Origin of the sequence: Clostridium sp. BNL1100, assembly GCF_000244875.1 — a bacterium.
Classification (GTDB): domain Bacteria; phylum Bacillota; class Clostridia; order Acetivibrionales; family DSM-1351; genus Ruminiclostridium.
This window is the reverse complement of record NC_016791.1, coordinates 578624-601719: the sequence shown is the minus strand read 5'-3', so window position 1 is coordinate 601719 and position 23096 is coordinate 578624. Positions and strand designations below refer to the sequence as shown.

The following is a 23096-nucleotide window of genomic DNA, read 5'->3' as shown; positions in this document are numbered from 1 at the left end:
AGGCTCTATGAGCCTATTTTTTTAATTATTTTCTGCTTATCATTCGTTTATTTTTACCATTCTAGCAACAGTTATATACCTCATATCACCTATTCAATTTTCAAAGTCCAGCCAACTAAAAATCCCGCTTACCCTATTACTCTTTTTTTGCACCTGTTGTTTAGTATCAAGTAATTTAAAATAGCAGCTTCAACCTTCTGTTTGCAAATCCATTTATCTACCTTGTTTCCTCTGACTTTCTCCGACAGAAGCATATCGTGTGCAATTCTATCAATGGACTTACCGATTCTAAATTCTGAAACAATTAAGGTGTCAGTGTATTCAACCATAAAAATCACTCCATTTCCTTCTCAATCTATTTTCTATCATTTTTACATTTTCAGCCCGTGTTATTAAAGAACCATCAAAGTATTCGTCTCCGTATTCCCTCTGTTCGAAGTTGCTCCTGTTAGATGTCTGCTCCTTTTTCTGGGAGGAAAACAAGGTACTGTTCTTTTCCCATGTCCTTACACAGGCTTTCCAATCCTTCACTTTTGATTTACCTCTCATCCATCCGTTAGCTATGTAATGGTCAACAAATTTTTCAGCATCCACACTATTATTTCGTTCCTGACAATAATCTTGTACTTCCTCAAGTGTAGGAGGAACAAATTTTTGTGTTTTAGGATTTGACACATATATATCTTTTATTTCTTTAATATTCTTAACATTCTTTATATTCTTTTTATTTGGTTCTCGGTTGGTTGTCTGTTGGTTATTTTGTTGGTTGTCAATATCCTTTAAAGCCTTATCATTACTAGCGTTGTCGTTGGTTGTATCGTTGGTTATGTTTTGGAGTATATTTACCCTATCAGTGTCTAAAGTGTCATTTGCCTGATACTTCTCCCAGTTTACAACCGTAATAACAGAATACCTTCTGCCTACAGTGTCAAGTGTAATCATTGAATCCTGCTTCAAGAGGTCAATAATACTTCTAAGCTTGCCCTCTGGAATATTAAGTAGCCTGCTCCACTCAGGACGGCCATAGATCAGCTGTCCTGAATGAATAGTCACCATTGTTCCCTTACAGGGCTTTTTATAGTCTTTGTATGCAGCACTAAGAAGAATATAGTTCCAGACTTTAAAAGCATATGCATCTTGAAAAACCCAATGATCAACAATATTTCTATATTCTTTTATAAAACCTTGTATATTACCGCCTCCTGTATATTGGAACTGCAACCTCCGCTAAATCAAATAATGAAAGTTGCCTCGACTGAAGAAATATTTTCTTTTGACAAAACCTTATTAAACTGATCATGCCTTTACTCCCGAACTAATATCAGCTATACAATGAGGACATATATTTTTCCCCTTAAAATTTGTAATCTTCTTAGCATTACCGCAGAATATACAAGCCGGCTCGTACTTTTTCAAAACAATAGTTTCTTCATCCACAAAAATCTCTAAAGCATCCTTCTCCTCAATAGCAAGTGTTCTTCTCAGCTCAACGGGTAAAACAACTCTACCCAACTCATCAACTTTTCTTACAATACCAGTAGCTTTCATATAATTTAAATCCTCCTTAGAATTTGTAATATTTTAAATAACTCAATATTGCTATTCGACCTTCTAAATAGGCAGAATTGTGTCTTTATACTTATTGACACAGGCCAACTGCCCATGCTAGAATCAAATTAACGTATTTATTTTAGCGGCTTTCAATAGCTGCTTTTTTATGTCTTTTTCTACTAAAACAATCTTTCTGTCTCCATCATAGGAAACACTCAAGCCCAGCTTTCTGAGCAATAATGCAAGTTTGACTGTCATAAACTCTGCCCCTCCCTACAAACACACAAGACCTTCGTCAATATATCCGCAATTTACTTCCCTTATAAGACTTTCAAGTTCACCAACACCATATTCCCTGATAAGCTGTTCTTTAAGGGTTTCAATCCAGTATTCAGCCTCCAGTATTTCCTTAACCATCTTCCGCATACGGGACATATCAGTGTTTGTGACACTCTGGTATGCAAACTCCTTGAGACTGTTTACATGCTCCTCGGCTTCCTTCATATTCCTGACAGTAATAGCAGTCAGATTTTTGGGCATCTTGTTTGGAAGTATAAAATTAAGTTTCCTTCCTATAGGGCAATTACATTTGCAGTGTGCATTTAGCAGAGCAGGTTCGTTGTAAAGCCGGGCCATATTGAAAACATTCTGAGGATCCGGCATTGTTTCGCCATTCTCCATATTTGAAAGAGTCTGCCGTGTGACGTGAAGCTTTCCAGCCGCTTCCTTTGTACCAAGCCCACAAGTGATCCGAGCCTGCCGTGCAATTTCTCCAAACTTCATTTTACTTTCACCTCCTATTCGTAAAGTTGAAATGTACCAACTGAAATAGACTTGCAATGTAGCTGGTAATATAATGGCATTGTCAAACACTTCATACCATGCCTTCACTTCTCAAGCCCCTTCCGCCCGGTGTTCCAGTCCCTGGGGAGTTCTCTCCCCCTCCTGCATCTTCAAATCCTCAAGCATTTTGCCAACATAGCGGTCAACATCTCCGACTGTGGCTCTTAGTAGCTTGTTGGTATGTTCCTCAAGTGTTATTTCAGGCACTTCCCCATACGGCTCATAAGTTTCGGAAAGTTTCTCCCCTGTTTTCCTGTCAACCGACACCTTATGGATATACTGCTTAACCTTCACATCAGCCTCAACTGCCACTTCCATCACCTCCGGCAATATAGAATACTTCCCCCAGCTCCTTACCAAAGAATAAGCAAACTTTCTGCATTAGGCCCGGCCCGGGAGAAAACCTCTGGTTCTCAAGCTTGGACAAATATGTACGGGTCACTCCCAAGGCTTCTGCAAGGTCTTCCTGAATAAGTCCCCTGGACTCCCGTAATTTTTGAATATTGTTTTTGATAGGAATGTTCATATTTCCCTTGCCTCCTATGCGGATTCTCGGCAAACCTTTTCCGTACATATTGTTCTGTTGCATACTAAAAAAATTTTTTCTGGATTGATATCATATAATGTTGACATTCTTGAAATCAATTTATTACTTGGTTGCCTTTTACCGTTTTCAAGCATACACAAATAATCTTTTGAAATGTCGAGCTTTTCTGCTGCTTCGTATTGTTTTAAACCAGTTGATTCTCTTATTTCCTTAAGCGTATCCATTGCACACCTCCGTACTTATTGTTCGATTTATTATATTGAACATATTGTACGATGTCAAGTTATTATTTTATTTTTCTGTACAATTAGTTCACATTGTTTAAATAAATCGAACAATTAGTTATAATTTATGTAATAGGAGTGTGAATTTTTTGAATAATAGATTAAGGGAATTAAGAAAAGAAAAAGGTTTAACCCAAATGGAATTAGCTAAACAACTTAATGTTTCCGACAGATCAGTTGGGTTCTATGAAACAGGAGAAAGAGATCCTGATACCGATACATTAAGAAAACTATCTGATTTTTTTGATGTATCTATAGATTATCTCCTATGTAGATCTGATATCCGTAAAACCGGAAAAGTTGAAACGAAGGCTTACCACAATCTTGATATTGCTGGCCTGCCTGATGAAGCCATTAAACAGGTTGAGGACTATATTGAATTTGTAAAGCAGAAGTATAACCCGGATGGGAGTTTAAAGAAGTAAATTATAAATAAAAAGTACATTCCTTTTTTGCATTTATTTAAAATATTTATAAAGATACTTTATATTATGTCCATAGAAAGAATAATTTCAAAGATTCAAATATTTTATATGAGCAAGTACCCGTAATTTTTGAATATTGTTTTTAAAAGGGATATTCATATTTCCCTTGCCTCGGATTCTTGCTTTTCATAAAGGAACTTTGTCCATTCAAAATCCAAGACCACAGCAATCGCTTTTGCTGTGTCAGGTGAAGGTTCCGCACTTCCAGTTTCAAATTTACTAATCACCCTTCTCTCGGCAATCTTTCCCTGTGTTAAGTCTGAGTTTTCTCTAATGATTTTAAACCACTTCATTTCTCATTTACTTCCATATCAAGTGAAGGGTAATATTCACATTTCACGTTTACAAGGTGAAAATAATTCACATACAATAATATAGAGGTATACTTATGGAAGAAAAATTACTTAGGAAATTAAGAGAATCAAAAAAATTAACCCAAGCTGATGTGGCTTCTGCTCTTAAAATTGGAAGAAGCACGTATACTAAATATGAGTCAGGAAAAAGTAAACCAGTCCCTGAAATGCTAATCAAAATAGCTGATTATTTCGGTGTTTCCATTGATTATTTACTTGGACGTTCAAATATACAGAATTTTAATGAATCCAAAATTGCAACAAAGGCCTATTACAATCTTGATGTTACTGGCTTGCCGGATGAAGCTTTAAAGCAAGTGGAAGATTATATCGAACTTATAAAACTGAAATATAACCCGGATGGGGGTTTGAAAGGGAAGTAAATTTTATTTAGGAAACAGCATTTATATGCTGTTTTTTAATTTTATAAGAATTGTGACATTATCTTACACAATTTCATTGTTTTTTATAGCAACAAATGATAATATTTTTGTAAAGCTTGGAATTATTTTGTAAAACATATGTTCTCTTTTTAGAATTTTTGTGATAAAATAAAGGAGTAATTCTATGTATAAAAATATTTATTTTTATAAACTTGATATTAAAAAATTGTTTCAATTAGATTATTTCCCTGAAAGTACATTTTACAAAATTTTCGATGAAAGATTTAATATGAATGATATAAAAGCAAATAAAGATCCTGATTGGGGTCCATACTCATCGTGTTCAATTTGTAATGATCACTTTGTAGATATTTTAGAACATAATAAGACCTGTTTATTTGGTACTATTGGAAGGACAAGAAATGAAAAGCGGCAGCGCAGAATCCGTGATATCACTAATTTGGCTCATAGTGAATTAAGTTTGGCTCCCAACACAATTCTTGAAGATTATACATATTTTTATATGGACTACTTTACTGGAATAATATCTGTTATGAGTGCTAAAGGTGCACCTGATATAAAGATTCTAAAAAATATAATTAACCATGATGCTGAGTTAGATCCAGAAATATATGCTATTAAAAATCGGGATGTAAACAGGTCCCTGGATAAAATCGAGGAAGTGGCTGCTGTTGAGTTATCATTTGCAGTTCCGCCAGAAGAGCTATTAGGTGATAACAAATTATGTACAAGTTTTGAAATTATTAATCAATTTAAAAAGGATGGTTTTGAGCGTTGTCAGTTAAAGCTATACATGGATAGTAAAAACCCAAAGCGGAAGAATCCCCATGATATAATAAATCATACAAAAGAAACTTATAAATTAGTTAATGGCTCTTTTGAAAATGAATACAAACTTGAGAAGTTAGAATTATTAGCCAAACCAACTGATGACCATCAGCAATGTATCAACGTCCTTGAACTTTATTTCACTAAAGGAATGAATATAAAAATTGATGAAAATTTTACAGAGGAAATAATAAAAATTGCTCTTTATGAAGCATATAATACTATTAAAGCAGAATTACTAGAAAACATTGTTCTTCATGTGAAGGTAGGGGTTTAATGTGTTTAAAGTTCTTAATGCTATTTCAGATATAAATAGATTTTTTAGGAAAAATTATATTTGGTTCTTTCCTGTTATTGCTTTACTCTTTTTTGAGCTATTTTTTTGGATAATCAATATTAATGGTAAACTTGATTTAACTAAAGTTGACCAAAATGCTATACTTACTATTAATTTGACACTAGCTGGTTTTTTGTTAACAGGCATAGGAATAATGATTAGTATTAGGGATAAAAGTTTCATTCAAACCTTAATAAAAGCTGGATATTGGGCTAAAATAGAAAGAAGTGTATTCTGGGGAATAGCTTTTCACGTATTGTCAGCCTTATTCGCACTTGTAACCCTAATCACCAGAACAAATAATATTATCATATTTAATATTGAAAACGCTTCTTTCCTTTTTGGCTTAACATATTTTATTATAGTGGTTGTGTGGTTGAAGAAAGCCTTACGGTATATATAGTAAATATGTTTTAAACTCTCTTTAAATTTCTTTATTAAAGATTAATAAGGATTAACCTAATCTTTCTGTATATCTCTTTAATATGAGTTTAAAATCACTTTCATCATAGTCATCCTCTATATTTTTAAAGAGAGGTATTGGCTCATTTTCTATTATTTCCATCATTCTTTTCTCCTTTATTGCCAATCTTTCGTGAATGACCTCGTCAATTGAATTATTTGATAGAATATAATAATAGTTGACTTTTTTCTCAAGGCCATACCTGTGGATTCTATCCTTTGATTGAATAAAATGTGAAACATTAAAAGATCTATCGAGGAAAATTGCGTTATGACATACCTTATGTAGAGAAATAGATTCTGAGGCAGCCATAGGGTTTGCAATAATAACTTTAAACATAGAGTCTGTTTTGTGAAACTCTCTTATTATACTTTCTCGTGTATATGCTGTTATTTCATTCTCTTCCATATCAATAGGCACAGCACCATACAAGACTTCAACATTTATTCCTATTGACATAAGATATTCTTGTAAATCTAAAATGTTTTGAATGAATACAGTCCATATAATAACTTTTTCATCACGATTTAAAATCTCTTTTACTAGTTCTGCTGTTCTAATAAACTTTTGAGGTACTTCATTTGATTTATAATTAATTATACTTTGAATGATTTCATAATCATCAATAAAGACCCCTTCATTAAATCCGTCCTGTGAATAATATTCATCAATCGGTTTTCTTAGCATGAATGGATTAGTTGCTGTCTGCATCAATCTTATGAGCTTTGCATTTATTATTGCATCTCTAATTCCAGTACCCTGCATGCAATTAAAAGACCTCACATAATTATTTTCTATGTATTCATAAATCCGTCTCTGTTGATAACCCATTTCAACTTTTATCGGTGGATGTTCTATCGGTTCGGGAATTTTTAAATCACTTTTTTTAATTCTTATAAAATAAGGTGATATATCATCAATAAGCATACGAACTCTTTCCTCATCACGATGAATCGACATATCCTTTAGTTGATAAAGGTGAAATCTAATAATTTTCTTTGTGGGCCAAATAAATTTAAATAAATTATATAAATCTTCATACCCATTCGGCACAGGCGTACCAGTCAAAATCACTCGTGATTTTGAAAATCTAGAAAGCTCAAGAGCAGTTGATGCAATACTACCACCTGAAGTATTTTTAATTCTATGAGCCTCATCTAAAACTACCATTACCTTATTTTTATTTAAAAAGTATACCAATTCTTGAAAAATGTTTAATATCCCTTGGTAAGATATTAATGTCACCTCTGCTGTCTCTGTTGAGTATAGATAATCGATTTTTTCCTCTCTATTTACTCCTCCAGAAAGTCTTTTAGAATTAGGTTTTACCCCAAAACATTCTTCATATTCATTCTCCCATGGGCCGAAGGAACTCAACGGCCCAATAACAAGTATCTTATCAACATGCTTATTATCTCTTGTATCTAATGATTTCAAATAACAATATGTTCCGTACACAATACTTGTTTTTCCAGCTCCAGGTACAGAAAAATTACAAGCATTCTGTGAAAAAGCGAGATGGAATGAGCATAAAGCTTGTAAAGGGTATAACGTCCTTTCAGGTAAATTAGCTTCTAAACTTTTAATAAAGCTATCAAATTCTGTACTGTCGCAGTTATTATTACGAATATTATAAGCCTTTTTAGAAAATTCTTTAAAATTAACATCCTCCTGAAGGAAATCTTCCATCTCTTTTTTTAAATATTCAGATTGATATTCAGCCATACCAAATTCTATTAACATTTCTCTAATTTGGTTAAGGATTGACTCTTTAGTGTCTTTCTCAAATGGAACTAATATCTCTTCTGGATTTTGAAACTCGGCATGAAGAAAATCCTTTAAAAAGAATACTGCTGTTACATCCGATTTAAGTTCTATCAAATCACCCTTTAGTATGTATGAATTTTTTTCTTTATCAATATCTATTTGAATAGCTCCCATCACTTACTCTTCCTTTTCTCTTTTATTATTTTCTTATAATCATACGTAGCTGAATTAATAGCATTAACTAAATCTTCAACTTTTGTATCCTCATAAAAAGTAGGTTTATAAGGATCTATTAAATCAATTATGCTTAAAATCTTTGTTAACAGTTCTATAGGTTCATTAGCTTTATTTTTATTCTGGATCCAAGCGACCGTTTTTCCAAGGTTCTCCTTCATATTATCTTCAACTTGCTTTTTCCAAAGCGAATCTCTTTCTTTTAAAAGTCTCGTCAAATCGACACCGGGATTTTCCTTGATATACTCTTCAACGGTTTTCTCTTCTTTACTTACTTTGTCAATACTTTCTTTATGCTCTTTATTGAATTGGTCCCAAGCCTCTTTATTACAAAAAACCCCATCCTTCTTGCTTAATTTTATAATATTTCTGTATTCTTTACCTTCGTATTTTGCTCTTATGTAATCAAAGCATACTGCCTTAAGTCTAGATATGTTTAAATTATTATATCCCCAATTTACTTGACTACTACCAGATATTAATCTTTTTAATGTATTGTTTAAATTGATAAAAAGATCCTCGCTATCTTCAAGTTGAGTGTATATTCCTTCATACCCTTTAGTCCGCAAATAATCATCCATCAATTTCATTATTTCTAGCCATTCTACTATTTTTTCCTTTGTTTCGCTCATCATTAAAGCGATATCGCCTTCATTAAATCCAGCCTGTTTTAAATCCTTGCACTTTAAGTATTTTTCTATTGCATCGTATGAAAGTTTTTCATCTTCTCCCATTTGATAAGTGGTTTCAAGCTCCATAATATCTTTGGGAGACATATCTCCCGGCAAGATTACTGCAGTAAAATACTCGCTATGTCCAACGTCATGGCCTTTTTTACGCCATTCATCTCTGTTTTTATGTATTCTTTTTAAAATCATAGCCCTACGATTTCCGTCAATAATTCGTCCATCGCTGGTAACTATTCCATATTTCTGTTGCTCATTCATAACTATATTGTTCATTGTTATTCGATTTTTAGGCTTGTTCGATTCCCACAAAAAATTTTCTATTACTTTTTCATCATCAGGATTTTCTGCATCCAGTTCATGGTGATACTGTTTCTCGTATGATTTTACAAATCTAGCAATCCTTCCATTATATTTATTAAAAATCAAGCAATCCAAAGGTATTCTAAAAGCATTAAATTTTTGAACCGAGCCATTATATTTTATTTTTATTCCAGACATTGCCGGATTATCTTTCTGTTGATCTTTAATATCATTCAATTTACTAATTCTCTCTTTTTTCTCCATTGTATCCTCCTATTTCAATTCATATACTGTAAATTTTACCAAACTATGGCATTGCATTCAATAGAGTGACATTTTTTGATAACAGCAGATTAAGCATGAGTTCTTTTTAAAACATAATAAGTTGTTTAAGAATTACATAAGGTCTTTTTCCAATTCATCCAAAGGGTTATGATTCTTTGAAATTTGATCTTCCCAAACACATGTTTTTATTGTATAATCTTATTGCATATCATTTTTTAACTGTAGTTAATGGGGGGTCTCTTTTGGAAAAAACGGTTTGTGAGTTGTTTGCGGGGGTCGGCGGGTTTCGGAAAGGTTTGGAACAAGCAGGTAATTGGCACTGTGTATGGGCTAATCAGTGGGAACCAAAAAAGGCTTCTCAGCACGCCTTTAATTGTTATGTTCAACATTTCGGTAATAGGCCTGAGCATGTCAATAGGGACATTGCAGAAATTGATAAAAGCACTATACCTGACCACAATCTGCTTATGGGCGGTTTCCCATGTCAGGACTATTCCGTGGCAAGGACAGGGGCTCAAGGAATAGTCGGCCATAAAGGCGTACTGTGGTGGCAGATAAGGGACATATTGATTGAGAAGAATCCAGCCTTCGTACTTCTTGAAAATGTAGACAGACTACTGAAATCACCATCAAGCCAGAGAGGTAGAGACTTTGGTATAATGCTAGCTTGCTTCAATGACCTTGGTTATTCTGTAGAATGGAGAGTTATTAATGCAGCCGACTATGGAATGGCTCAGAGACGTCGCAGGATATTCATTTTTGCCTGTAGGAATGACACCATGTATTTTAACAATATAAATCCTACCGATTTGGAAAGCCATATACACAGAAATGGTTTCTTCGCAGACCAATTTCCTGTAGAGCTAGAATCAAAGTTAAATTCTGAGACTGATTTAATCTACAATGATATAGCCGATATATCAAATCATTTTACATTCAGTTTTAAAAATTCCGGTTTTATGACAGGTGGTAGGATTTATACCGAAGAAACAGTTCCTATATATGAAAACCCGGTTACAATTGGACAAATCCTTGAACATAACGTAGATGAAAGGTACTTTTTAAATGGGGATTTAGCCAAATGGGAATTCCTCAAAGGGGCAAAAAAAATTGAAAGAACTACTGCACAAGGCTTCAAATATACATTTTCTGAGGGAGCTATGGTTTTCCCTGATCCACATGATAGACCTGCAAGAACAATGCTAACAAGCGAATCCAGCCTGAACAGGAGTACCCATGTTGTTAGTGATATTGACCATCCCGATAAATACAGGTTAATTACTCCGGTGGAGGCTGAAAGAATTAACGGCTTCCCCGATAACTGGACAAATACTGGCATGCCTGAAAAATTCAGATATTTCTGCATGGGTAATGCTTTAGTAGTAGGTCTGATTGAGCGTATGGGAAGGAAATTGAATCAGATATTTGAAAATGAACTATAAAGAATAAGGTCGGAAATCCGACCTTATTTTAATCTTGTTACTTTTTCTTTTGTTACTATGTAATGACTATCTGCTAATTGGATTAGCTTATCTTTGTAAATAACAAGGTTTATGGGCTTTTCATCTTTATTTTCAGTAAAGTAAAAATAAAATTTCTTACTTCTATCCTTGTCAATGGGACCATATTGATTCGTATTTCTGATAGCTTGAGCCTTTTTAATCAGACTTATTTTTGTATAATTCCTCCTCCGCTGTTTAATCCTCTTTCCAAGCCATTTTATTCTATACCTCCTATAGAATCATTCTTTGTAATCTGCCCCAGAATATAACTATTATTTAACCAAAAACACTGTTTTGGGAATTCTCCTCCAGTAGGTAATGGATACGTATCAGTCTTATCCCGACCATGAGGCCTTACATGTGCCACTCTGTTTTCTTTTGCACTAGGTAGGTTATTGAATTCCCTTTTACCACTTTTCTTTATAACCTTAACCCCTGATATAACCGTTTCAACTGTCTTTTGCCAAACATCCCTGACATCATCCTCTAAATCATTAAATGGTATATTCCAAAACATAGCTTTTTTAAGTTTAAGCACCTCATTTTCATCGTATTGATAAATTACAAATAAAAATCTGGTATTAAGGAACATTTCTCTTAAAGTTGATTCTTCCCATTCTTCTTTTATTATTTCTGTGAACTTAAAAGCAGGAAACGACATGCTTTCAACTAATTTACCATTGTTCTCCAACCTTATAGTCTTTATTTTTATGTTAGCCTTTTTAAATTCCTCTATTTTCTTACTATTTACACCTAAAATTCCCAACATTACATTGTCAGCAACTCTTGATGCATAATTTTTTGCCTTAGGGTCTATATGTACATCAAAGATTGTTGACAATTCATCTATACTCTTTCCGGCAAAAGCTGATATTTTTGATATTACAAAATCTTCAAATGATTGATTTTTTAATACTTTAGGATCTTTTATTAGAGTTGCATCATAAGTTTTCTTTTCCTTTATAATGTACTCATTTAAAACGTAAGTCATATATGATTGCTTAAGACAAAAAGCTCTCTGCCTTGCCTTTATGTTGTTAAAAGGTTGTTGTCTTACCGTCTCCTTATTGGCACCTTTCGTACATGCCCCTAAAAAATTAGTATCCCCCTCAGAAAGTTCATGTGCTTGTCCTAACCTTATTTTTCCCACAATTTTGTTCCAATCGTCCCTGATTATCAAAAGATCCTTTTCAGGAAATTGAAATAACTGTACAAACTTTATTAAATAATCTAAGCGACTTACGCCTTCTTCATATAAATAAAAAACCAAAAGTAATAAGGCATTTTTCTTCATGAAAGAACTCTTATCAAACTCTTCCTTATGTACTTCCATATAATTGATTATGCCGAGTACAAGACGTTCTTTCGCACAAAACGAATTGGACTTTTTCTTTTTAAAAGGTGTCGCCTTCAACTCAACGCCAGCTTCTTTGAAATCAGGTTCAGAATCACTATTGTTCTGAAGATAAAAAAACTCTTCTTCTAGTAACTGACCAAGACCACCTTTATTTCCAGCCTTTTCAATATCCTTATTAAATATTTCTTTAAAGCTTTTATCTATAAGTTTTTTAGCATAATCTTCAATAGATTTAGGACAATCGTGCTTATAAGGTAATTCCTCAGTTAAGAACATATACCTACCTCACTTGTTAATTTTATACATTTTATACGTTAATTATATCAGCATGCGTAAAAATGTGAAACAACATGTCACATTTTTTATCCTTTTAAAATTATAAGTTATGTTATATAATAGAACATACGTTCGACAAATTATTCGAGGTAACCATATGATACTAACAGAAAAACTAGAATTTATATGTAGAAAATGTCACATTATCAAGGAATTTGCCCCCTTGCCGGAATCAATACTGGGATACTATTATTGTGATGGGAACTACTATGTTATTTTGATTAACGAAAGTATCAGGGATGATGAGAAGCTTTACCGCTGTGTCCTTGCAGAAGAGATAGGCCACTACAGGACCACCATCGGCGATATAACCCCACGGAAATACATGTGCTACAGGGATAGGCTCACGGTGGACAAAATTGAACAATTGGCCTTACGGTGGGCAACAGATTTCATGGTACCTACAGGTATGCTAATTGATTCCCTTAGAGAATGGCTTCAACCGTCATTTGATGGTCTGGTGGAATACTTTCAGGTAACAAATGAGTTCATGCTTCAAAAGTTGGAATTTATGTCAAAGCAGAATTGTCTGTGGGACATAGACGGTAAAAGAAGTTTGTACCTTGCCAACTTTCCGTCAGTACATATTTATGAAAGAATATAACATGGAGGTGTATGTCATGATAGCTGCTATATATGCAAGATATTCAAGCGACAACCAAAGAGAGGAATCCATAGATGCACAGGTAAGGGCCATTAATGAATATGCCCAAAGAAACGGTTATAGCATAGTAAAGATATATTCTGATGAGGCACGATCCGCCACAACAGACAACAGGCCACAGTTCCTGCAGATGATGAAAGACAGTGCAACAGGGCTGTTCAATGCTGTTATAGTCCACATACTGGACAGGTTCAGCCGTGACAGGTACGATTCTGCCTTCTACAAAAGACAGCTGAAAAAGAACGGTGTGAAGCTTATATCTGTTCTGGAAAATCTGGACGACAGCCCGGAGAATATCATTCTTGAATCAGTGTTGGAAGGCATGGCCGAGTACTACAGTGCAAACCTTGCCCGTGAGGTTATGAAGGGCATGAAGGAAACTGCCCTACAGTGCAGGCACAACGGAGGTACTCCACCCCTTGGTTACGATGTACTCTCTGACAAAAGCTATGCTATAAATGAATCTGAAGCACGGATTGTAAGAACCATATTTGAAATGTATGCTTCAGGCCACAGCTACAATGAGATAATTGACACCATGAACCGTGAGGGCTACAGGAGCAAGTCCGGGCGGTCCTTCGGCAAGAATAGCCTCCACGATATACTGAAAAACGAGAAATATACCGGTACATATATTTTCAACCGCACTGTTAGCAAAGCCGGAGGCAAGCGTAATAACCATAGTTCAAAATCGGATGAACATATAATCCGGGTGGAAAACGGAATGCCTGCTATTATTTCAAAGGAATTATGGAATGAGGTGAGTAAAAAGATGATCGGAAACAAACGTGCCAGGGCCGCCAACTCTGCAAAGGAAAACTACCTTTTGAGTGGTCTGGTTTTTTGCGGGGAATGTAATGGTGGTATGTACGGTCAAAGAAAGTTTGCAGGAAGGAACAAAAGTAAATACAGGTGCTACACCTGCGGTACAAGGTACAGGAATCATACCTGCAATATGAAATCTATTGGTGCTGATTTTGTAGAGAACGTTGTCATTGACCAACTTTATAATGAAATTTTCGCTCCGGGGGCTATTGAAAGAATGGCCGACATGCTTTCCGAATATGCAATGTCCCGTTCCTCTGAAATTTCAAACAACATAAAAGAATTCGAAAACGAACTAGCAGGAATTCAAACAAAGATAAATAATACCGTAAATGCTATTGCCAACGGAATGTTCCACCCTTCCATGAAGCAGAAGATGGACGAATTGGAGGCAAGAAAATCAGCTCTGGTAATCAGGATCGAGGAAGCAAAGCGTCAGGCTGAAATAAATTCCCCGTCCAGAGATCAGATTTACTACTACCTCAGTCAGGATGCCGATATAAAAAACAAAAGCCTGGAAGATCAGAAACGGATCATCCAGGCTTATGTTTGCCGTGTTGTCGTTTTCGATAACCATATCGAAACTGACACAATTGTTAGCTTTGTTGGTGGAGGCGAGGGGAGTCGAACCCCTGTCCGAAACCATATCCTCAAGAACTTCTACGGGTGTAGCCTGTAATTTGTGCATTGCTCAGTATCCCTTACGGGACTTGAACCCTGCGTTTCCCTACGGTGGACCCCTACAGGCAGGGTGCCACTTTCGGTAGCCTTTAAGTTCCGACTCGGCTCAAGGCTACGGCCAAATCAGTGCTAGCATTTAACCTTCCTATGCAAAAGGGCTGACTTATCGACGCCAGTGCCCCCAGGTGCAGCAACCTGGGACTGACGGGCTGCCATTAGGCAGCAGCTAAAGCGAAATTATCGTTTTTAGCGTTTAATTTTAAGTTCTCGTTTTTTAAGAGGCCCACGAGAATCCTCTACCCGCTTATCAAGTCTCAACAATCCCGTCGAAACCATTACGCCCCCATGTATAAAATATTATAGAATCAAAAATATTGACCTATAAATAAATTGTAACAGATTAATTTAACAAATTAAAGGCGAACAAATAAGCTTTTAAACAATATTAAATTATCAATAATCAGACTATTATGATAACATCTGATATACAGAACTACAACAACTGATTTATGGAAAATTCACATATATTACCTAAGCTGCTCTTTCATCTTTCTGTCAATTTCTCTCTTAGCATCACGGGCTGCAATATCATCTCTTTTGTCATACAATTTTTTACCGCGAGCAACGCCAAGCTCTATTTTAACCATACCATGTTTTAGGTATGCCTGAACAGGAACCAATGTGAATCCTTTTTGCTGGGTCAACCCTATAAGCCTGTTTATTTCAGACTTGTGTAAAAGAAGCTTCCTGTCACGCAAGGGATCTTTGTTAAAAATATTACCTTGTTCATAAGGGCTTATATGCATTCCGCTGACAATAACTTCGCCATCAACAATAGATGCGTAGCTTTCCTTTAAATTAAGCTTGCCCTGTCTGACAGACTTTACCTCTGTACCTGACAGCACAATGCCTGCTTCCATCGTTTCTTCGATAAAATAATCATGTCGAGCTTTTTTATTTTGAGCAACAATCTTAACTGCTTCCTTAACCATTTTCTTACCGCCCACTGCTAATTTTAATTAATGCCATGTTTCATTAAGATAAAAATAACCCTTTTGTGAAAGGGCTAAAATTAATTATATCACTACAATAACACAAAGGTCAAGTAAACCTACCTATTCATGTTATTCTGGTATTCCCTAAGTTTATCCAACAATTCATATGGAATCTTGAGGCCGCCTCTTCCGCACCCCAACTCAATTCCGGGTTTAAAATTTCCATGAAAATCACTGCCCCCGGTTGCAACCAGTTCATGCTTAATAGCAAGCCTTAAAAAATTACCCGTATCCTCTTTAGTATTTTCACTATAATGAGCTTCTATACCTGCAAGGCCGTACCCTTTAAGTTCTTGCAGCAGTTTATCCATCTCAGCATAACTTTTCCTTAAAAAAACAGGATGAGCAATAACCGGTATACCCCCGGATTTTCTAATAGCCTTAATTCCATCCACAGGCTTAAGCTCAAATCTCTGAAAATAAGCAAGTCCTTCCTTACATAAATAAATGTCAAAGGCTTCGTCTATGGTTTTGACATATCCTTTAGCCACCAAAACTCTGGCGATATGGGGCCTTCCCGTAATATCACCCATTGCCACATCCTTTACCTCCTCCTCTGTAATTTCAATCCCTAACTCATTAAGCCTGCTGATGATTTTTTTGTTCCTATCTTCTCTGCCCTTCTTTACAGTTAATAGCTCAGAACGCATATTCATATAATTATCACTATCGGGAAACAGGCCCAAAATGTGCATTTCAGGTTTATATCTGACGCTTATTTCTATCCCGGGTATAACTTCAACACCTGACCGCTTTCCTTCCTTGATAGCCTCTTCAATGCCATCCACAGTATCATGATCGGTTAACGCCACTGCTGCAAGCCCTCTATCCTTCGCATGGCGGACAAGTTCTGCCGGGCTCATGCTTCCATCTGATGCTGTACTATGCGTATGCAAATCAATAAATTTCTCCATCCAATCATCTCCGTGTTTAAAGTAATCGGGATATCCCGCTTAGTTTTTCCTAAATCGTAAAAACATTAACTAAACCTTCCAGTATATTTCTTCCATACATATTGCAGGGGGAAAAACACCTTTATATATCTGCTGTAAAATGTTATCCATTTTTTTAAGAGAACTGCACGCCTGTTTCTGGGTTATCAGTCCTTTTTCCAGTGCTTCCGCAAGCTCGTCGGCATCAAGTACTTTCATAGTACCATCAGGCATCAGTTTGACATCCAAAAGTAAGTCAATCAATGTAAACCTGTCGGTTTCATTATCAAACTCAACATCAATTATATCACAGTACCAATATGCAAACCTTTTGTCTGCGTCGTAGAATCGGCTTATCTTAATGCCTTCTTTCAAAAAAGTATATGAAATTCCACCGGAAATATCATTTCTCGGCTTAATTGCTTTCCACCTTGTGATTAATAACTCCTCGTCCCTAAACAAAAGTTCATCGCTGGAAATATCAACAGTCTCAAATGGGATATATCTGGTTCGAAATATGCTTGGCTTATTCATTTTATCTCCTAAAGTCATCAAAAATTCTTATGGTTATTATACATTACAAATAATTATTTTTGAAGTGTCTATCTTATTATATGCTAAATGTATTTCCCATTTTATCACTTCTCTAACAGTTAATGCTATAATGTAGTAAATTATTTTATTTTTATGGCAGTTAGGGTCACGGAGGTTTTTAATTATGAAGCATAAGAAGTGCTGCAAAAGCTGTGAGAGAGGTTTATCCCTGCATCTGACAAATGATATATTATGCAAATACCACGGAGTTGTAACGCCGGATTACGTTTGTTTCAGATATAAGGAGAGTACCGTTTTAACCGCTTCAAAAGACGTTAGCCTTAAATGTATTCACTGTGAGAATTTCATTGTACATATTGACTCTCCAAATGAAAATGTAGGCCGTTGCAAGCTCTTCTCAGAAAGACATTTTGATGGTACCAACAGGAACCCTTGTTCCAAATTCAGTAAAAAAATACTAATATCATAATGCAGTGTATATTCAAGCCTTTAAAATGTCTATTAAATGTTTATTCAGTTATACCGATATAATTAATGTAGTTTATACTTACAAAGGAAATGTAGTCAGGTGATTATATGAATATTGATATAGACGCAATTTTTAAACAAAAACTGGCAGAGATAGAAAGCAGACTGGCTGGAATTCCCGGAATGAATACAGGAAACTCCGACAGCTCAGATATTCCTTTTCAGAAGTATCTCGATGACGTAACCCAGCCGGGTTTGGCTAATTCCCTCAACGGACTTGTAGATAACCCTTTGAAGGACACGTCACTGACAGACTTACTTGGTCAGCTTGATAACAGTAGTACAAGTAACATTTTAAAAGCTCGTACGGCTCTGGCAAATTCAAAAGCCTATATACCCACTGATGTAACTGAACTGATGAATTTAATCAATTCAAGTATCGACAATGCCTCGGCAAAGTACGGAGTAGACAAAGAATTAATTAGAGCAGTCATTAAGCAGGAATCCTCCTTTGACCCTACTGCTATTTCTAATGCAGGAGCAGAAGGCTTAATGCAACTGATGCCCGGCACCGCAGACGGACTTGGCATAAAAGACCCCTTTGATATTGTCCAAAACATTGATGGTGGAACACGTTATTTAAAAAACCAGTTGGAAAGATTCAACGGAAACATAAGTCTTGCCTTGGCAGCATATAATGCCGGCCCAAACAGTGTGGACAAATACGGTGGAATTCCACCCTATACGGAAACCCAGAATTATGTAAAAAATGTCATAGAATATTTTAATCAGTATAAAATGTCAACAAGCAGGTAATCACCTGCTTGTATTTTATTTCTAGCTATTACATTTCCTGAATTTTAGAACAGTTAACCCCAAACTTATTCACACTATCCACAAAATTATCCACAAGTCTCAAACACTTATTTCCCAAATGTTCTACCGAGTTTCCACAGAATCTATAAATTATTCACAGTTTTTTATTCACATTTAAGACTTCAAAGGCGGGAATGCCTATGTTTACCGGGTTTAACGGTGATTATAAAAATAGTGTAAAAAAATGTAATACGGTTCTGTTTACTAATATCACTGTGAAAGGGGGTCATTCTTGTCTTTGGAAATACTTGTGGATAACTTTAATCCCGGAACGGCATTTAAATCCATCCCTGCTCTTTTTCCGTTTATAAATTCGTAGTGTGCAGCACAACCTATCATAGCTGCGTTATCAGTACAAAGTATTAAACCCGGATACATTACCTTGATACCTTGCTTTTCTGCTTTTTGCTTCATGTCATTTCGCAGTTGTGTATTTGCTGCAACCCCACCTGCTAAAGCTATTTTGTCAATGTTCTTCATTTTTGCTGCTGCTATGGTATTTCTCACCAGAACATCCACAACTGCCTGCTGAAAGCTTGCTGCTACATCAGGAATATTAATCTTCTCCCCGGTTTGCTCCATCCTGTTGAGGTAATTCAAAACTGCGGTTTTTAGACCACTGAAACTAAAATCCAGTGAACCGTCCTCAAAGGTTACACGTGGAAATTGAATTGCTTTACTGTTGCCGGTCAGTGCATTTTTATCAATTAAAGGGCCTCCCGGATACCCAAGTCCGATAGCTCTGGAAATCTTATCAAAAGCTTCTCCGGCGGCATCATCCCTGGTCTGTCCCAGAATCTCAAATTCGCTGTAGCTTTTCACGTAGACTATATGGCTGTGTCCGCCGGAAGCCACAAGACATATAAAGGGAGGCTCCAACTCCGGCTCCTGCAAATAGTTTGCCGCAATATGTCCCTCTATATGATGTACTCCGACAAGCGGCTTGTTGGCAGCAAATGCAATTGCCTTGGCCGCAGTCAAACCCACAAGTAGAGCTCCTACCAAACCGGGTCCATAGGTAACACCTACCGCATCAATTTCCTTTAAGGAAACACCCGCCTCCTCCAGTGCCTGATGTACAACCGGCATAATCAACTCCACATGTTTCCTCGATGCGATTTCCGGAACAACTCCACCATACTTTTTATGCAAATCTATTTGAGATGAAATAACATTTGACATTATATATCTTCCGTTTTTTATAACCGAAGCAGCGGTTTCATCACAGCTGCTTTCTATGCCAAGTATAAGTGTATCCATCAATTTTCCTCCGATTTCGTATGCTTTATTTTATCATAGCTTAATGGTCTTCAATAATCAAGGACTGGGAAAAGCCAAAAAGCCACCTTTTCCATATAAAAAAGTATCTGTATGAATCGGCCCCTTTTCAGGGGAAACACTTTATTTATACAGATATTTTATTTATCGTTAAAGTATAAGAGCTGCTAGAATGAATCTTTATCCGTAGGGTTATTAAAAATACCAAAAGCCGTTAGTGTCGCAAAGATAAGGGTTGTCAATTCCTTAAAACTATCCTCGCTCAAGCCTATAGGTGCAAGAAGGTTAAAGGTTTTTAGTACAAACAATACCAAAGCAACAAAGGCTGCCCATGCAACCGGGCTTCTCAATCTGTTCATAAATACCTCCTACTACATACCATTTTTATTTCATAGTACATAATATGAAAGTTTACACTTTATGTTTACTTATTTGTTCAATTTGAAAAAAGGGCACAAAAAAACATGGAGCCTACGGGCTCCATGCCCCTAAAAAGGAGAAATGCTAATGTTCAATATTATATTACCAAAAAATCCTTATACAATATATAGAAAAATTTTACCAATATAATAGTTCTAAAGTCCCAAATTTTGTGAAATTTCGATTAATTACTATGCTATTTACTATTTTTGTATGACGCTACATATTTCCCCTTTTGGTTTTTAGTATATGGTCGTTTGCTTTCGGGCAGTTCCCAGAAGCCCTTGCCCTCTGTAATAGCGTCATTTTGCAGTTTATCATAAAAGGACTTTAAATGGGTGTTTGGACTATAAAAAACTGAAATAGCGTACCCTTCGTTTACCATCATGGCATTGTAAAAGCTTCCGTCCTCAAGAACTACATGAGCAAGAAGTCTGCCGTACTGATCTGTAGTATCCTCTTCAAAAATCAGTTTTACCGTCTTATTTGTGAGAGTATCTTTAGTTAAATCTGATGCCTCACCGGAAAAAGGTTGGGGATCAACACCTGATTTAACTGATTCGGGAGTATCTATATCAAGCATTCTGACCTTGTACTCCTTGTCTTTATATTCGGCATGAAAAGTGTCACCGTCCGTAACCTTTGTAACAGTGGCATTTATATAGCCAAAAGGTTCAATACCCTCTCCTGCTACGTCAATTATTGAATCCGGAAACTCTACTTTTTCCAGTGTCTGAATACTGCTGTATGTACTTGATTTATCATTAACAGGTGTCTTGTTTCCGTCTTGATATAAGTAGCCACCGAAAACCACAAAAGCAGCAGTTATTATAGAGGCTACCGATGCTATAGTTTTTTTCTTCATATATTTTCCTTTCAATATGTAATAATATTCAATAATAAAAATTTGCTCTTGATATTCTATCACTTTTAACTAAAAAAGAACATAGTTTCTTTTTTCATGCTATAATAAAAAGGAATTTATACCATGGAGGTAATGGAATATGCATAGAATAATGCTTGTGGAGGATGACAGTGCATTATGTTCACAAATAATAGAAGGACTTAGAAAGTGGGGCTTTAATGCGGATTCTGCAGTCAATTTCGAAAATATCATTGATGATTTCAGTAAAATCAAGCCTCAGCTTGTAATCATGGATATAAATCTTCCTTGCTACGACGGCTTTTATTGGTGCAGCAGAATAAGGGAAATCTCTAAAGTACCTGTAATTTTCCTTTCTTCCCGGGATACCAACATGGATATAATTATGGCTGTCAATACAGGAGCGGACGACTATATTGCAAAACCGTTCTCTATGCAGATTCTGATTGCTAAAATACAGGCCATTCTCCGCCGTGCATATGATTATGCCACTTCAGACCATGATTATATTGAACATAGGGGACTTATTCTCAATATGGGTGAAAGCTCTGTTATTTACGGGAATTCGAAGTCAGAGCTGACAAAGAACGAAATGAAGATATTGAGACTACTAATGAGTAACAAGGGCAGGATTGTATCAAGAGAAAGTATTATGAAGCTCCTATGGGATGATGATCAATATGTTAATGATAATACTCTGACTGTTAACATAAATAGGCTACGTAGCAGACTCTCCGACCTGGGTCTTGAGGATTATATTGAAACAAAAAAGGGACAGGGGTATATAGTTATATGAAGATTTCGGAATATATTAAAAGCAACTTAATAAGTATCTTTTGTCAGTGGGCTCTTATTCTCGTAATAAACGGTGTACTTCTAGCCAGCACCAATCTCGAAAAAAGTACTGCGGATATCCTCTACCTTGATCTACTTATGCTTTTGATTTTCCTTTTCTTCTTTATTTACGGGTTCCTGAGGGAAAAAAGGAAGTATGGGAATTTAAGAAAATGTCTGGATTCAAATTCCTCTGTAGACTATTTTCTTCCGGAGGATGACAGCTATTATTCGGAGCTTATCAGGGACATTGTTTCACAAAAAACTTCTGAAAATCTGGAGCTTGTCAGTGTGTATAAAAACGATCTGGATGAGTTGAATAATTATATAACCAGATGGGTTCACGAAATAAAGCTCCCCATTTCCGTTGCTGAACTTATGCTTGAAAATTCCGATAATTCTGATATAGAGTTTTCCAGAAAGTTCAAAGGAGAGCTTGAGCGAATCAAGTTTCTTGTAAACCAAGTTTTGTATGCCGGACGGGCGGCCCATTATCAGGAAGATCACATGGCAACCCAATTCAGCCTAAAAAAAGCAGTAGGTGAAGCTATAAAAATCAACGCATACTTTCTGATGGCAAAAAACATTGAGATTGCTACCGGGAAACTGGATTATACCGTAACTACAGATGAAAAATGGATAGTTTATATCCTTGAGCAGATTTTAAACAATACAAGTAAATATGTACAGCAGGATGGCAGGGTGGAGATATTTGCAGAGGAAACCGACAAAACCATAGTTCTCCATATTAAGGACAATGGCATGGGAATACCTCCTTCTGATATTTCAAGAGTCTTTGACAAGGGTTTTACAGGAAAAAACGGACGTAAAACTTCCAAATCAACAGGTATGGGGTTATATTACTCCAAAAAAATTTCTACAAGACTTGGTATAGGATTAAGCGTCAGCTCCGTTGAAGGTGAGTACACAGAATTTCAGTTAAGTTTGGGTAAATTCAGCGATTATCTCAATGTGACAAAAATATAACCTTTAGCCTTAAAATGTAACCCTCGCATTATGGATAAACTACCTGTTATTTTATAAAATCATTATTGTTAGT

28 protein-coding genes, 1 other RNA gene and 1 pseudogene are annotated in these 23096 nt (G+C 35.8%); 11 read left to right on the top strand and 19 right to left on the bottom strand.

From position 1 onward, the window contains the following. Positions 1 to 128 precede the first annotated feature (128 nt). The 8 genes from CLO1100_RS02635 to CLO1100_RS02605 form a co-directional block, all read right to left on the bottom strand. A complete protein-coding gene (locus CLO1100_RS02635) occupies positions 129 to 329 on the bottom strand; it encodes a hypothetical protein (protein ID WP_014312204.1) in 201 nt (66 codons plus the stop codon). Beyond that, positions 322 to 1221 carry a hypothetical protein gene (locus CLO1100_RS02630; RefSeq protein WP_014312203.1) on the bottom strand — a complete coding sequence of 300 codons (900 nt, stop codon included), beginning with the start codon at positions 1219 to 1221 and terminating at the stop codon, positions 322 to 324. The genes CLO1100_RS02635 and CLO1100_RS02630 overlap by 8 nt, the downstream gene beginning before the upstream one ends. A gap of 75 nt (positions 1222 to 1296) precedes the next feature. Further along, positions 1297 to 1548 carry an AbrB/MazE/SpoVT family DNA-binding domain-containing protein gene (locus CLO1100_RS02625; RefSeq protein WP_014312202.1) on the bottom strand — a complete coding sequence of 84 codons (252 nt, stop codon included), beginning with the start codon at positions 1546 to 1548 and terminating at the stop codon, positions 1297 to 1299. Between the two features lie 123 nt (positions 1549 to 1671). Next, positions 1672 to 1809 (bottom strand): hypothetical protein, encoded by a 138-nt coding sequence (locus CLO1100_RS20600; protein WP_014312201.1) that lies wholly within the window; start codon positions 1807 to 1809, stop codon positions 1672 to 1674. A 15-nt stretch (positions 1810 to 1824) separates the two neighbouring features. After that, positions 1825 to 2334: a helix-turn-helix transcriptional regulator gene (locus CLO1100_RS02620; RefSeq protein WP_014312200.1), complete on the bottom strand. Its 510-nt coding sequence runs from the start codon at positions 2332 to 2334 to the stop codon at positions 1825 to 1827. Positions 2335 to 2445: 111 nt separating this feature from the next. Then, a complete protein-coding gene (locus tag CLO1100_RS02615; protein ID WP_242836660.1) occupies positions 2446 to 2712 on the bottom strand; it encodes a hypothetical protein in 267 nt (88 codons plus the stop codon). Beyond that, positions 2696 to 2920 (bottom strand): helix-turn-helix transcriptional regulator, encoded by a 225-nt coding sequence (locus CLO1100_RS02610; protein WP_014312198.1) that lies wholly within the window; start codon positions 2918 to 2920, stop codon positions 2696 to 2698. Before CLO1100_RS02610 ends, CLO1100_RS02615 begins: the two co-directional genes overlap by 17 nt. 14 nt (positions 2921 to 2934) lie before the next feature. Beyond that, positions 2935 to 3165: a helix-turn-helix transcriptional regulator gene (locus tag CLO1100_RS02605; protein ID WP_014312197.1), complete on the bottom strand. Its 231-nt coding sequence runs from the start codon at positions 3163 to 3165 to the stop codon at positions 2935 to 2937. A gap of 149 nt (positions 3166 to 3314) precedes the next feature. Between CLO1100_RS02605 and CLO1100_RS02600 the strand changes: the two genes are divergently transcribed. Further along, positions 3315 to 3650 (top strand): helix-turn-helix transcriptional regulator, encoded by a 336-nt coding sequence (locus CLO1100_RS02600; RefSeq protein ID WP_014312196.1) that lies wholly within the window; start codon positions 3315 to 3317, stop codon positions 3648 to 3650. Between the two features lie 155 nt (positions 3651 to 3805). On the opposite strand, the gene CLO1100_RS02595 is transcribed toward CLO1100_RS02600, so the two are convergent. Further along, on the bottom strand, positions 3806 to 4003 hold the full coding sequence (locus tag CLO1100_RS02595; protein ID WP_014312195.1) for a helix-turn-helix transcriptional regulator: 198 nt from the start codon (positions 4001 to 4003) through the stop codon (positions 3806 to 3808). A gap of 95 nt (positions 4004 to 4098) precedes the next feature. Here CLO1100_RS02595 and CLO1100_RS02590 point away from each other — a divergent pair, with 95 nt between their 5' ends. The 3 genes from CLO1100_RS02590 (at position 4099) to CLO1100_RS02580 (ending at position 6035) form a co-directional block, all read left to right on the top strand. Further along, a complete protein-coding gene (locus tag CLO1100_RS02590; protein ID WP_014312194.1) occupies positions 4099 to 4446 on the top strand; it encodes a helix-turn-helix transcriptional regulator in 348 nt (115 codons plus the stop codon). Positions 4447 to 4630: 184 nt separating this feature from the next. Beyond that, positions 4631 to 5572, top strand: coding sequence for a hypothetical protein (locus tag CLO1100_RS02585; RefSeq protein ID WP_041700141.1), 942 nt, complete (start codon positions 4631 to 4633; stop codon positions 5570 to 5572). Between the two features lies 1 nt (position 5573). Further along, positions 5574 to 6035 (top strand): hypothetical protein, encoded by a 462-nt coding sequence (locus CLO1100_RS02580; RefSeq protein ID WP_014312192.1) that lies wholly within the window; start codon positions 5574 to 5576, stop codon positions 6033 to 6035. 51 nt (positions 6036 to 6086) lie between these two features. Here CLO1100_RS02580 and CLO1100_RS02575 read toward each other — a convergent pair whose 3' ends face one another. Together CLO1100_RS02575 and CLO1100_RS02570 are read right to left on the bottom strand one after the other, a co-directional pair. Then, positions 6087 to 8036 carry a DEAD/DEAH box helicase gene (locus tag CLO1100_RS02575; RefSeq protein WP_014312191.1) on the bottom strand — a complete coding sequence of 650 codons (1950 nt, stop codon included), beginning with the start codon at positions 8034 to 8036 and terminating at the stop codon, positions 6087 to 6089. After that, the gene (locus tag CLO1100_RS02570) at positions 8036 to 9349 is read right to left on the bottom strand and encodes a hypothetical protein (protein ID WP_014312190.1); all 1314 of its coding nucleotides are present in this window, start codon (positions 9347 to 9349) and stop codon (positions 8036 to 8038) included. Before CLO1100_RS02570 ends, CLO1100_RS02575 begins: the two co-directional genes overlap by 1 nt. 263 nt (positions 9350 to 9612) lie before the next feature. On the opposite strand from CLO1100_RS02570, the gene dcm reads away from it, so the two are divergent. Next, positions 9613 to 10812, top strand: coding sequence for a DNA (cytosine-5-)-methyltransferase (gene dcm / locus CLO1100_RS02565; protein ID WP_014312189.1), 1200 nt, complete (start codon positions 9613 to 9615; stop codon positions 10810 to 10812). 277 nt (positions 10813 to 11089) lie between these two features. On the opposite strand, the gene CLO1100_RS02560 is transcribed toward dcm, so the two are convergent. After that, positions 11090 to 12505, bottom strand: coding sequence for a Sau3AI family type II restriction endonuclease (locus tag CLO1100_RS02560; RefSeq protein WP_014312188.1), 1416 nt, complete (start codon positions 12503 to 12505; stop codon positions 11090 to 11092). A 157-nt stretch (positions 12506 to 12662) separates the two neighbouring features. On the opposite strand from CLO1100_RS02560, the gene CLO1100_RS02555 reads away from it, so the two are divergent. After that, positions 12663 to 13169, top strand: coding sequence for an ImmA/IrrE family metallo-endopeptidase (locus CLO1100_RS02555; protein ID WP_014312187.1), 507 nt, complete (start codon positions 12663 to 12665; stop codon positions 13167 to 13169). After that, positions 13156 to 14175: pseudogene (locus tag CLO1100_RS02550) on the top strand (recombinase family protein); the annotation flags it as partial. The gene CLO1100_RS02555 and the pseudogene CLO1100_RS02550, both read left to right, overlap by 14 nt. A 485-nt stretch (positions 14176 to 14660) precedes the next feature. On the opposite strand, the gene ssrA reads toward CLO1100_RS02550, so the two are convergent. From ssrA to CLO1100_RS02535, 4 genes are all read right to left on the bottom strand, one after another. After that, positions 14661 to 15080: a transfer-messenger RNA gene (ssrA, locus tag CLO1100_RS20145) on the bottom strand. A gap of 182 nt (positions 15081 to 15262) precedes the next feature. Next, positions 15263 to 15727, bottom strand: coding sequence for an SsrA-binding protein SmpB (gene smpB, locus CLO1100_RS02545; protein WP_014312185.1), 465 nt, complete (start codon positions 15725 to 15727; stop codon positions 15263 to 15265). 119 nt (positions 15728 to 15846) lie between these two features. Continuing rightward, positions 15847 to 16704 carry a PHP domain-containing protein gene (locus tag CLO1100_RS02540; RefSeq protein WP_014312184.1) on the bottom strand — a complete coding sequence of 286 codons (858 nt, stop codon included), beginning with the start codon at positions 16702 to 16704 and terminating at the stop codon, positions 15847 to 15849. A gap of 69 nt (positions 16705 to 16773) precedes the next feature. After that, on the bottom strand, positions 16774 to 17256 hold the full coding sequence (locus CLO1100_RS02535) for a DUF402 domain-containing protein (protein ID WP_014312183.1): 483 nt from the start codon (positions 17254 to 17256) through the stop codon (positions 16774 to 16776). 184 nt (positions 17257 to 17440) lie between these two features. Between CLO1100_RS02535 and CLO1100_RS02530 the strand changes: the two genes are divergently transcribed. Both CLO1100_RS02530 and CLO1100_RS20940 read left to right on the top strand, forming a co-directional pair. Then, positions 17441 to 17746: a hypothetical protein gene (locus CLO1100_RS02530; protein ID WP_014312182.1), complete on the top strand. Its 306-nt coding sequence runs from the start codon at positions 17441 to 17443 to the stop codon at positions 17744 to 17746. Positions 17747 to 17853: 107 nt separating this feature from the next. Then, the gene (locus CLO1100_RS20940) at positions 17854 to 18561 is read left to right on the top strand and encodes a lytic transglycosylase domain-containing protein (protein ID WP_014312181.1); all 708 of its coding nucleotides are present in this window, start codon (positions 17854 to 17856) and stop codon (positions 18559 to 18561) included. A 270-nt stretch (positions 18562 to 18831) separates the two neighbouring features. Here the strand turns inward: CLO1100_RS20940 and tsaD are convergent, their stop codons facing one another. The 3 genes from tsaD to CLO1100_RS02510 form a co-directional block, all read right to left on the bottom strand. Further along, a complete protein-coding gene (gene tsaD, locus CLO1100_RS02520; RefSeq protein ID WP_014312180.1) occupies positions 18832 to 19881 on the bottom strand; it encodes a tRNA (adenosine(37)-N6)-threonylcarbamoyltransferase complex transferase subunit TsaD in 1050 nt (349 codons plus the stop codon). Between the two features lie 185 nt (positions 19882 to 20066). Beyond that, positions 20067 to 20258, bottom strand: coding sequence for a holin (locus CLO1100_RS02515; protein ID WP_014312179.1), 192 nt, complete (start codon positions 20256 to 20258; stop codon positions 20067 to 20069). 257 nt (positions 20259 to 20515) lie between these two features. Further along, complete coding sequence (locus CLO1100_RS02510) at positions 20516 to 21184, bottom strand: thermonuclease family protein (RefSeq protein ID WP_014312178.1); 669 nt, start codon at positions 21182 to 21184, stop codon at positions 20516 to 20518. Positions 21185 to 21323: 139 nt separating this feature from the next. Between CLO1100_RS02510 and CLO1100_RS02505 the strand changes: the two genes are divergently transcribed. Both CLO1100_RS02505 and CLO1100_RS02500 read left to right on the top strand, forming a co-directional pair. Further along, positions 21324 to 21998: a response regulator transcription factor gene (locus CLO1100_RS02505; RefSeq protein WP_014312177.1), complete on the top strand. Its 675-nt coding sequence runs from the start codon at positions 21324 to 21326 to the stop codon at positions 21996 to 21998. Further along, on the top strand, positions 21995 to 23023 hold the full coding sequence (locus CLO1100_RS02500) for a sensor histidine kinase (RefSeq protein ID WP_014312176.1): 1029 nt from the start codon (positions 21995 to 21997) through the stop codon (positions 23021 to 23023). Before CLO1100_RS02505 ends, CLO1100_RS02500 begins: the two co-directional genes overlap by 4 nt. Positions 23024 to 23096 lie beyond the last annotated feature (73 nt).

Bases quoted from the DNA above. Each gene is read 5' to 3' on its own strand.
- CLO1100_RS20600 (WP_014312201.1), bottom strand. From the start codon at position 1,809: ATGACAGTCAAACTTGCATTATTGCTCAGAAAGCTGGGCTTGAGTGTT.
- CLO1100_RS02510 (WP_014312178.1), bottom strand. From the start codon at position 21,184: ATGAAGAAAAAAACTATAGCATCGGTAGCCTCTATAATAACTGCTGCT.
- smpB (WP_014312185.1), bottom strand. From the start codon at position 15,727: ATGGTTAAGGAAGCAGTTAAGATTGTTGCTCAAAATAAAAAAGCTCGA.
- CLO1100_RS02625 (WP_014312202.1), bottom strand. From the start codon at position 1,548: ATGAAAGCTACTGGTATTGTAAGAAAAGTTGATGAGTTGGGTAGAGTT.
- CLO1100_RS02605 (WP_014312197.1), bottom strand. From the start codon at position 3,165: ATGGATACGCTTAAGGAAATAAGAGAATCAACTGGTTTAAAACAATAC.
- CLO1100_RS02535 (WP_014312183.1), bottom strand. From the start codon at position 17,256: ATGAATAAGCCAAGCATATTTCGAACCAGATATATCCCATTTGAGACT.
- CLO1100_RS02575 (WP_014312191.1), bottom strand. From the start codon at position 8,036: ATGGGAGCTATTCAAATAGATATTGATAAAGAAAAAAATTCATACATA.
- CLO1100_RS02595 (WP_014312195.1), bottom strand. From the start codon at position 4,003: ATGAAGTGGTTTAAAATCATTAGAGAAAACTCAGACTTAACACAGGGA.
- CLO1100_RS02540 (WP_014312184.1), bottom strand. From the start codon at position 16,704: ATGGAGAAATTTATTGATTTGCATACGCATAGTACAGCATCAGATGGA.
- tsaD (WP_014312180.1), bottom strand. From the start codon at position 19,881: ATGGATACACTTATACTTGGCATAGAAAGCAGCTGTGATGAAACCGCT.
- CLO1100_RS02515 (WP_014312179.1), bottom strand. From the start codon at position 20,258: ATGAACAGATTGAGAAGCCCGGTTGCATGGGCAGCCTTTGTTGCTTTG.
- CLO1100_RS02560 (WP_014312188.1), bottom strand. From the start codon at position 12,505: ATGTTCTTAACTGAGGAATTACCTTATAAGCACGATTGTCCTAAATCT.
- CLO1100_RS02610 (WP_014312198.1), bottom strand. From the start codon at position 2,920: ATGAACATTCCTATCAAAAACAATATTCAAAAATTACGGGAGTCCAGG.
- CLO1100_RS02620 (WP_014312200.1), bottom strand. From the start codon at position 2,334: ATGAAGTTTGGAGAAATTGCACGGCAGGCTCGGATCACTTGTGGGCTT.
- CLO1100_RS02585 (WP_041700141.1), top strand. From the start codon at position 4,631: ATGTATAAAAATATTTATTTTTATAAACTTGATATTAAAAAATTGTTT.
- CLO1100_RS02570 (WP_014312190.1), bottom strand. From the start codon at position 9,349: ATGGAGAAAAAAGAGAGAATTAGTAAATTGAATGATATTAAAGATCAA.
- CLO1100_RS02615 (WP_242836660.1), bottom strand. From the start codon at position 2,712: ATGGAAGTGGCAGTTGAGGCTGATGTGAAGGTTAAGCAGTATATCCAT.
- CLO1100_RS02500 (WP_014312176.1), top strand. From the start codon at position 21,995: ATGAAGATTTCGGAATATATTAAAAGCAACTTAATAAGTATCTTTTGT.
- CLO1100_RS02555 (WP_014312187.1), top strand. From the start codon at position 12,663: ATGATACTAACAGAAAAACTAGAATTTATATGTAGAAAATGTCACATT.
- CLO1100_RS02590 (WP_014312194.1), top strand. From the start codon at position 4,099: ATGGAAGAAAAATTACTTAGGAAATTAAGAGAATCAAAAAAATTAACC.
- CLO1100_RS02505 (WP_014312177.1), top strand. From the start codon at position 21,324: ATGCATAGAATAATGCTTGTGGAGGATGACAGTGCATTATGTTCACAA.
- CLO1100_RS02635 (WP_014312204.1), bottom strand. From the start codon at position 329: ATGGTTGAATACACTGACACCTTAATTGTTTCAGAATTTAGAATCGGT.
- CLO1100_RS02530 (WP_014312182.1), top strand. From the start codon at position 17,441: ATGAAGCATAAGAAGTGCTGCAAAAGCTGTGAGAGAGGTTTATCCCTG.
- CLO1100_RS20940 (WP_014312181.1), top strand. From the start codon at position 17,854: ATGAATATTGATATAGACGCAATTTTTAAACAAAAACTGGCAGAGATA.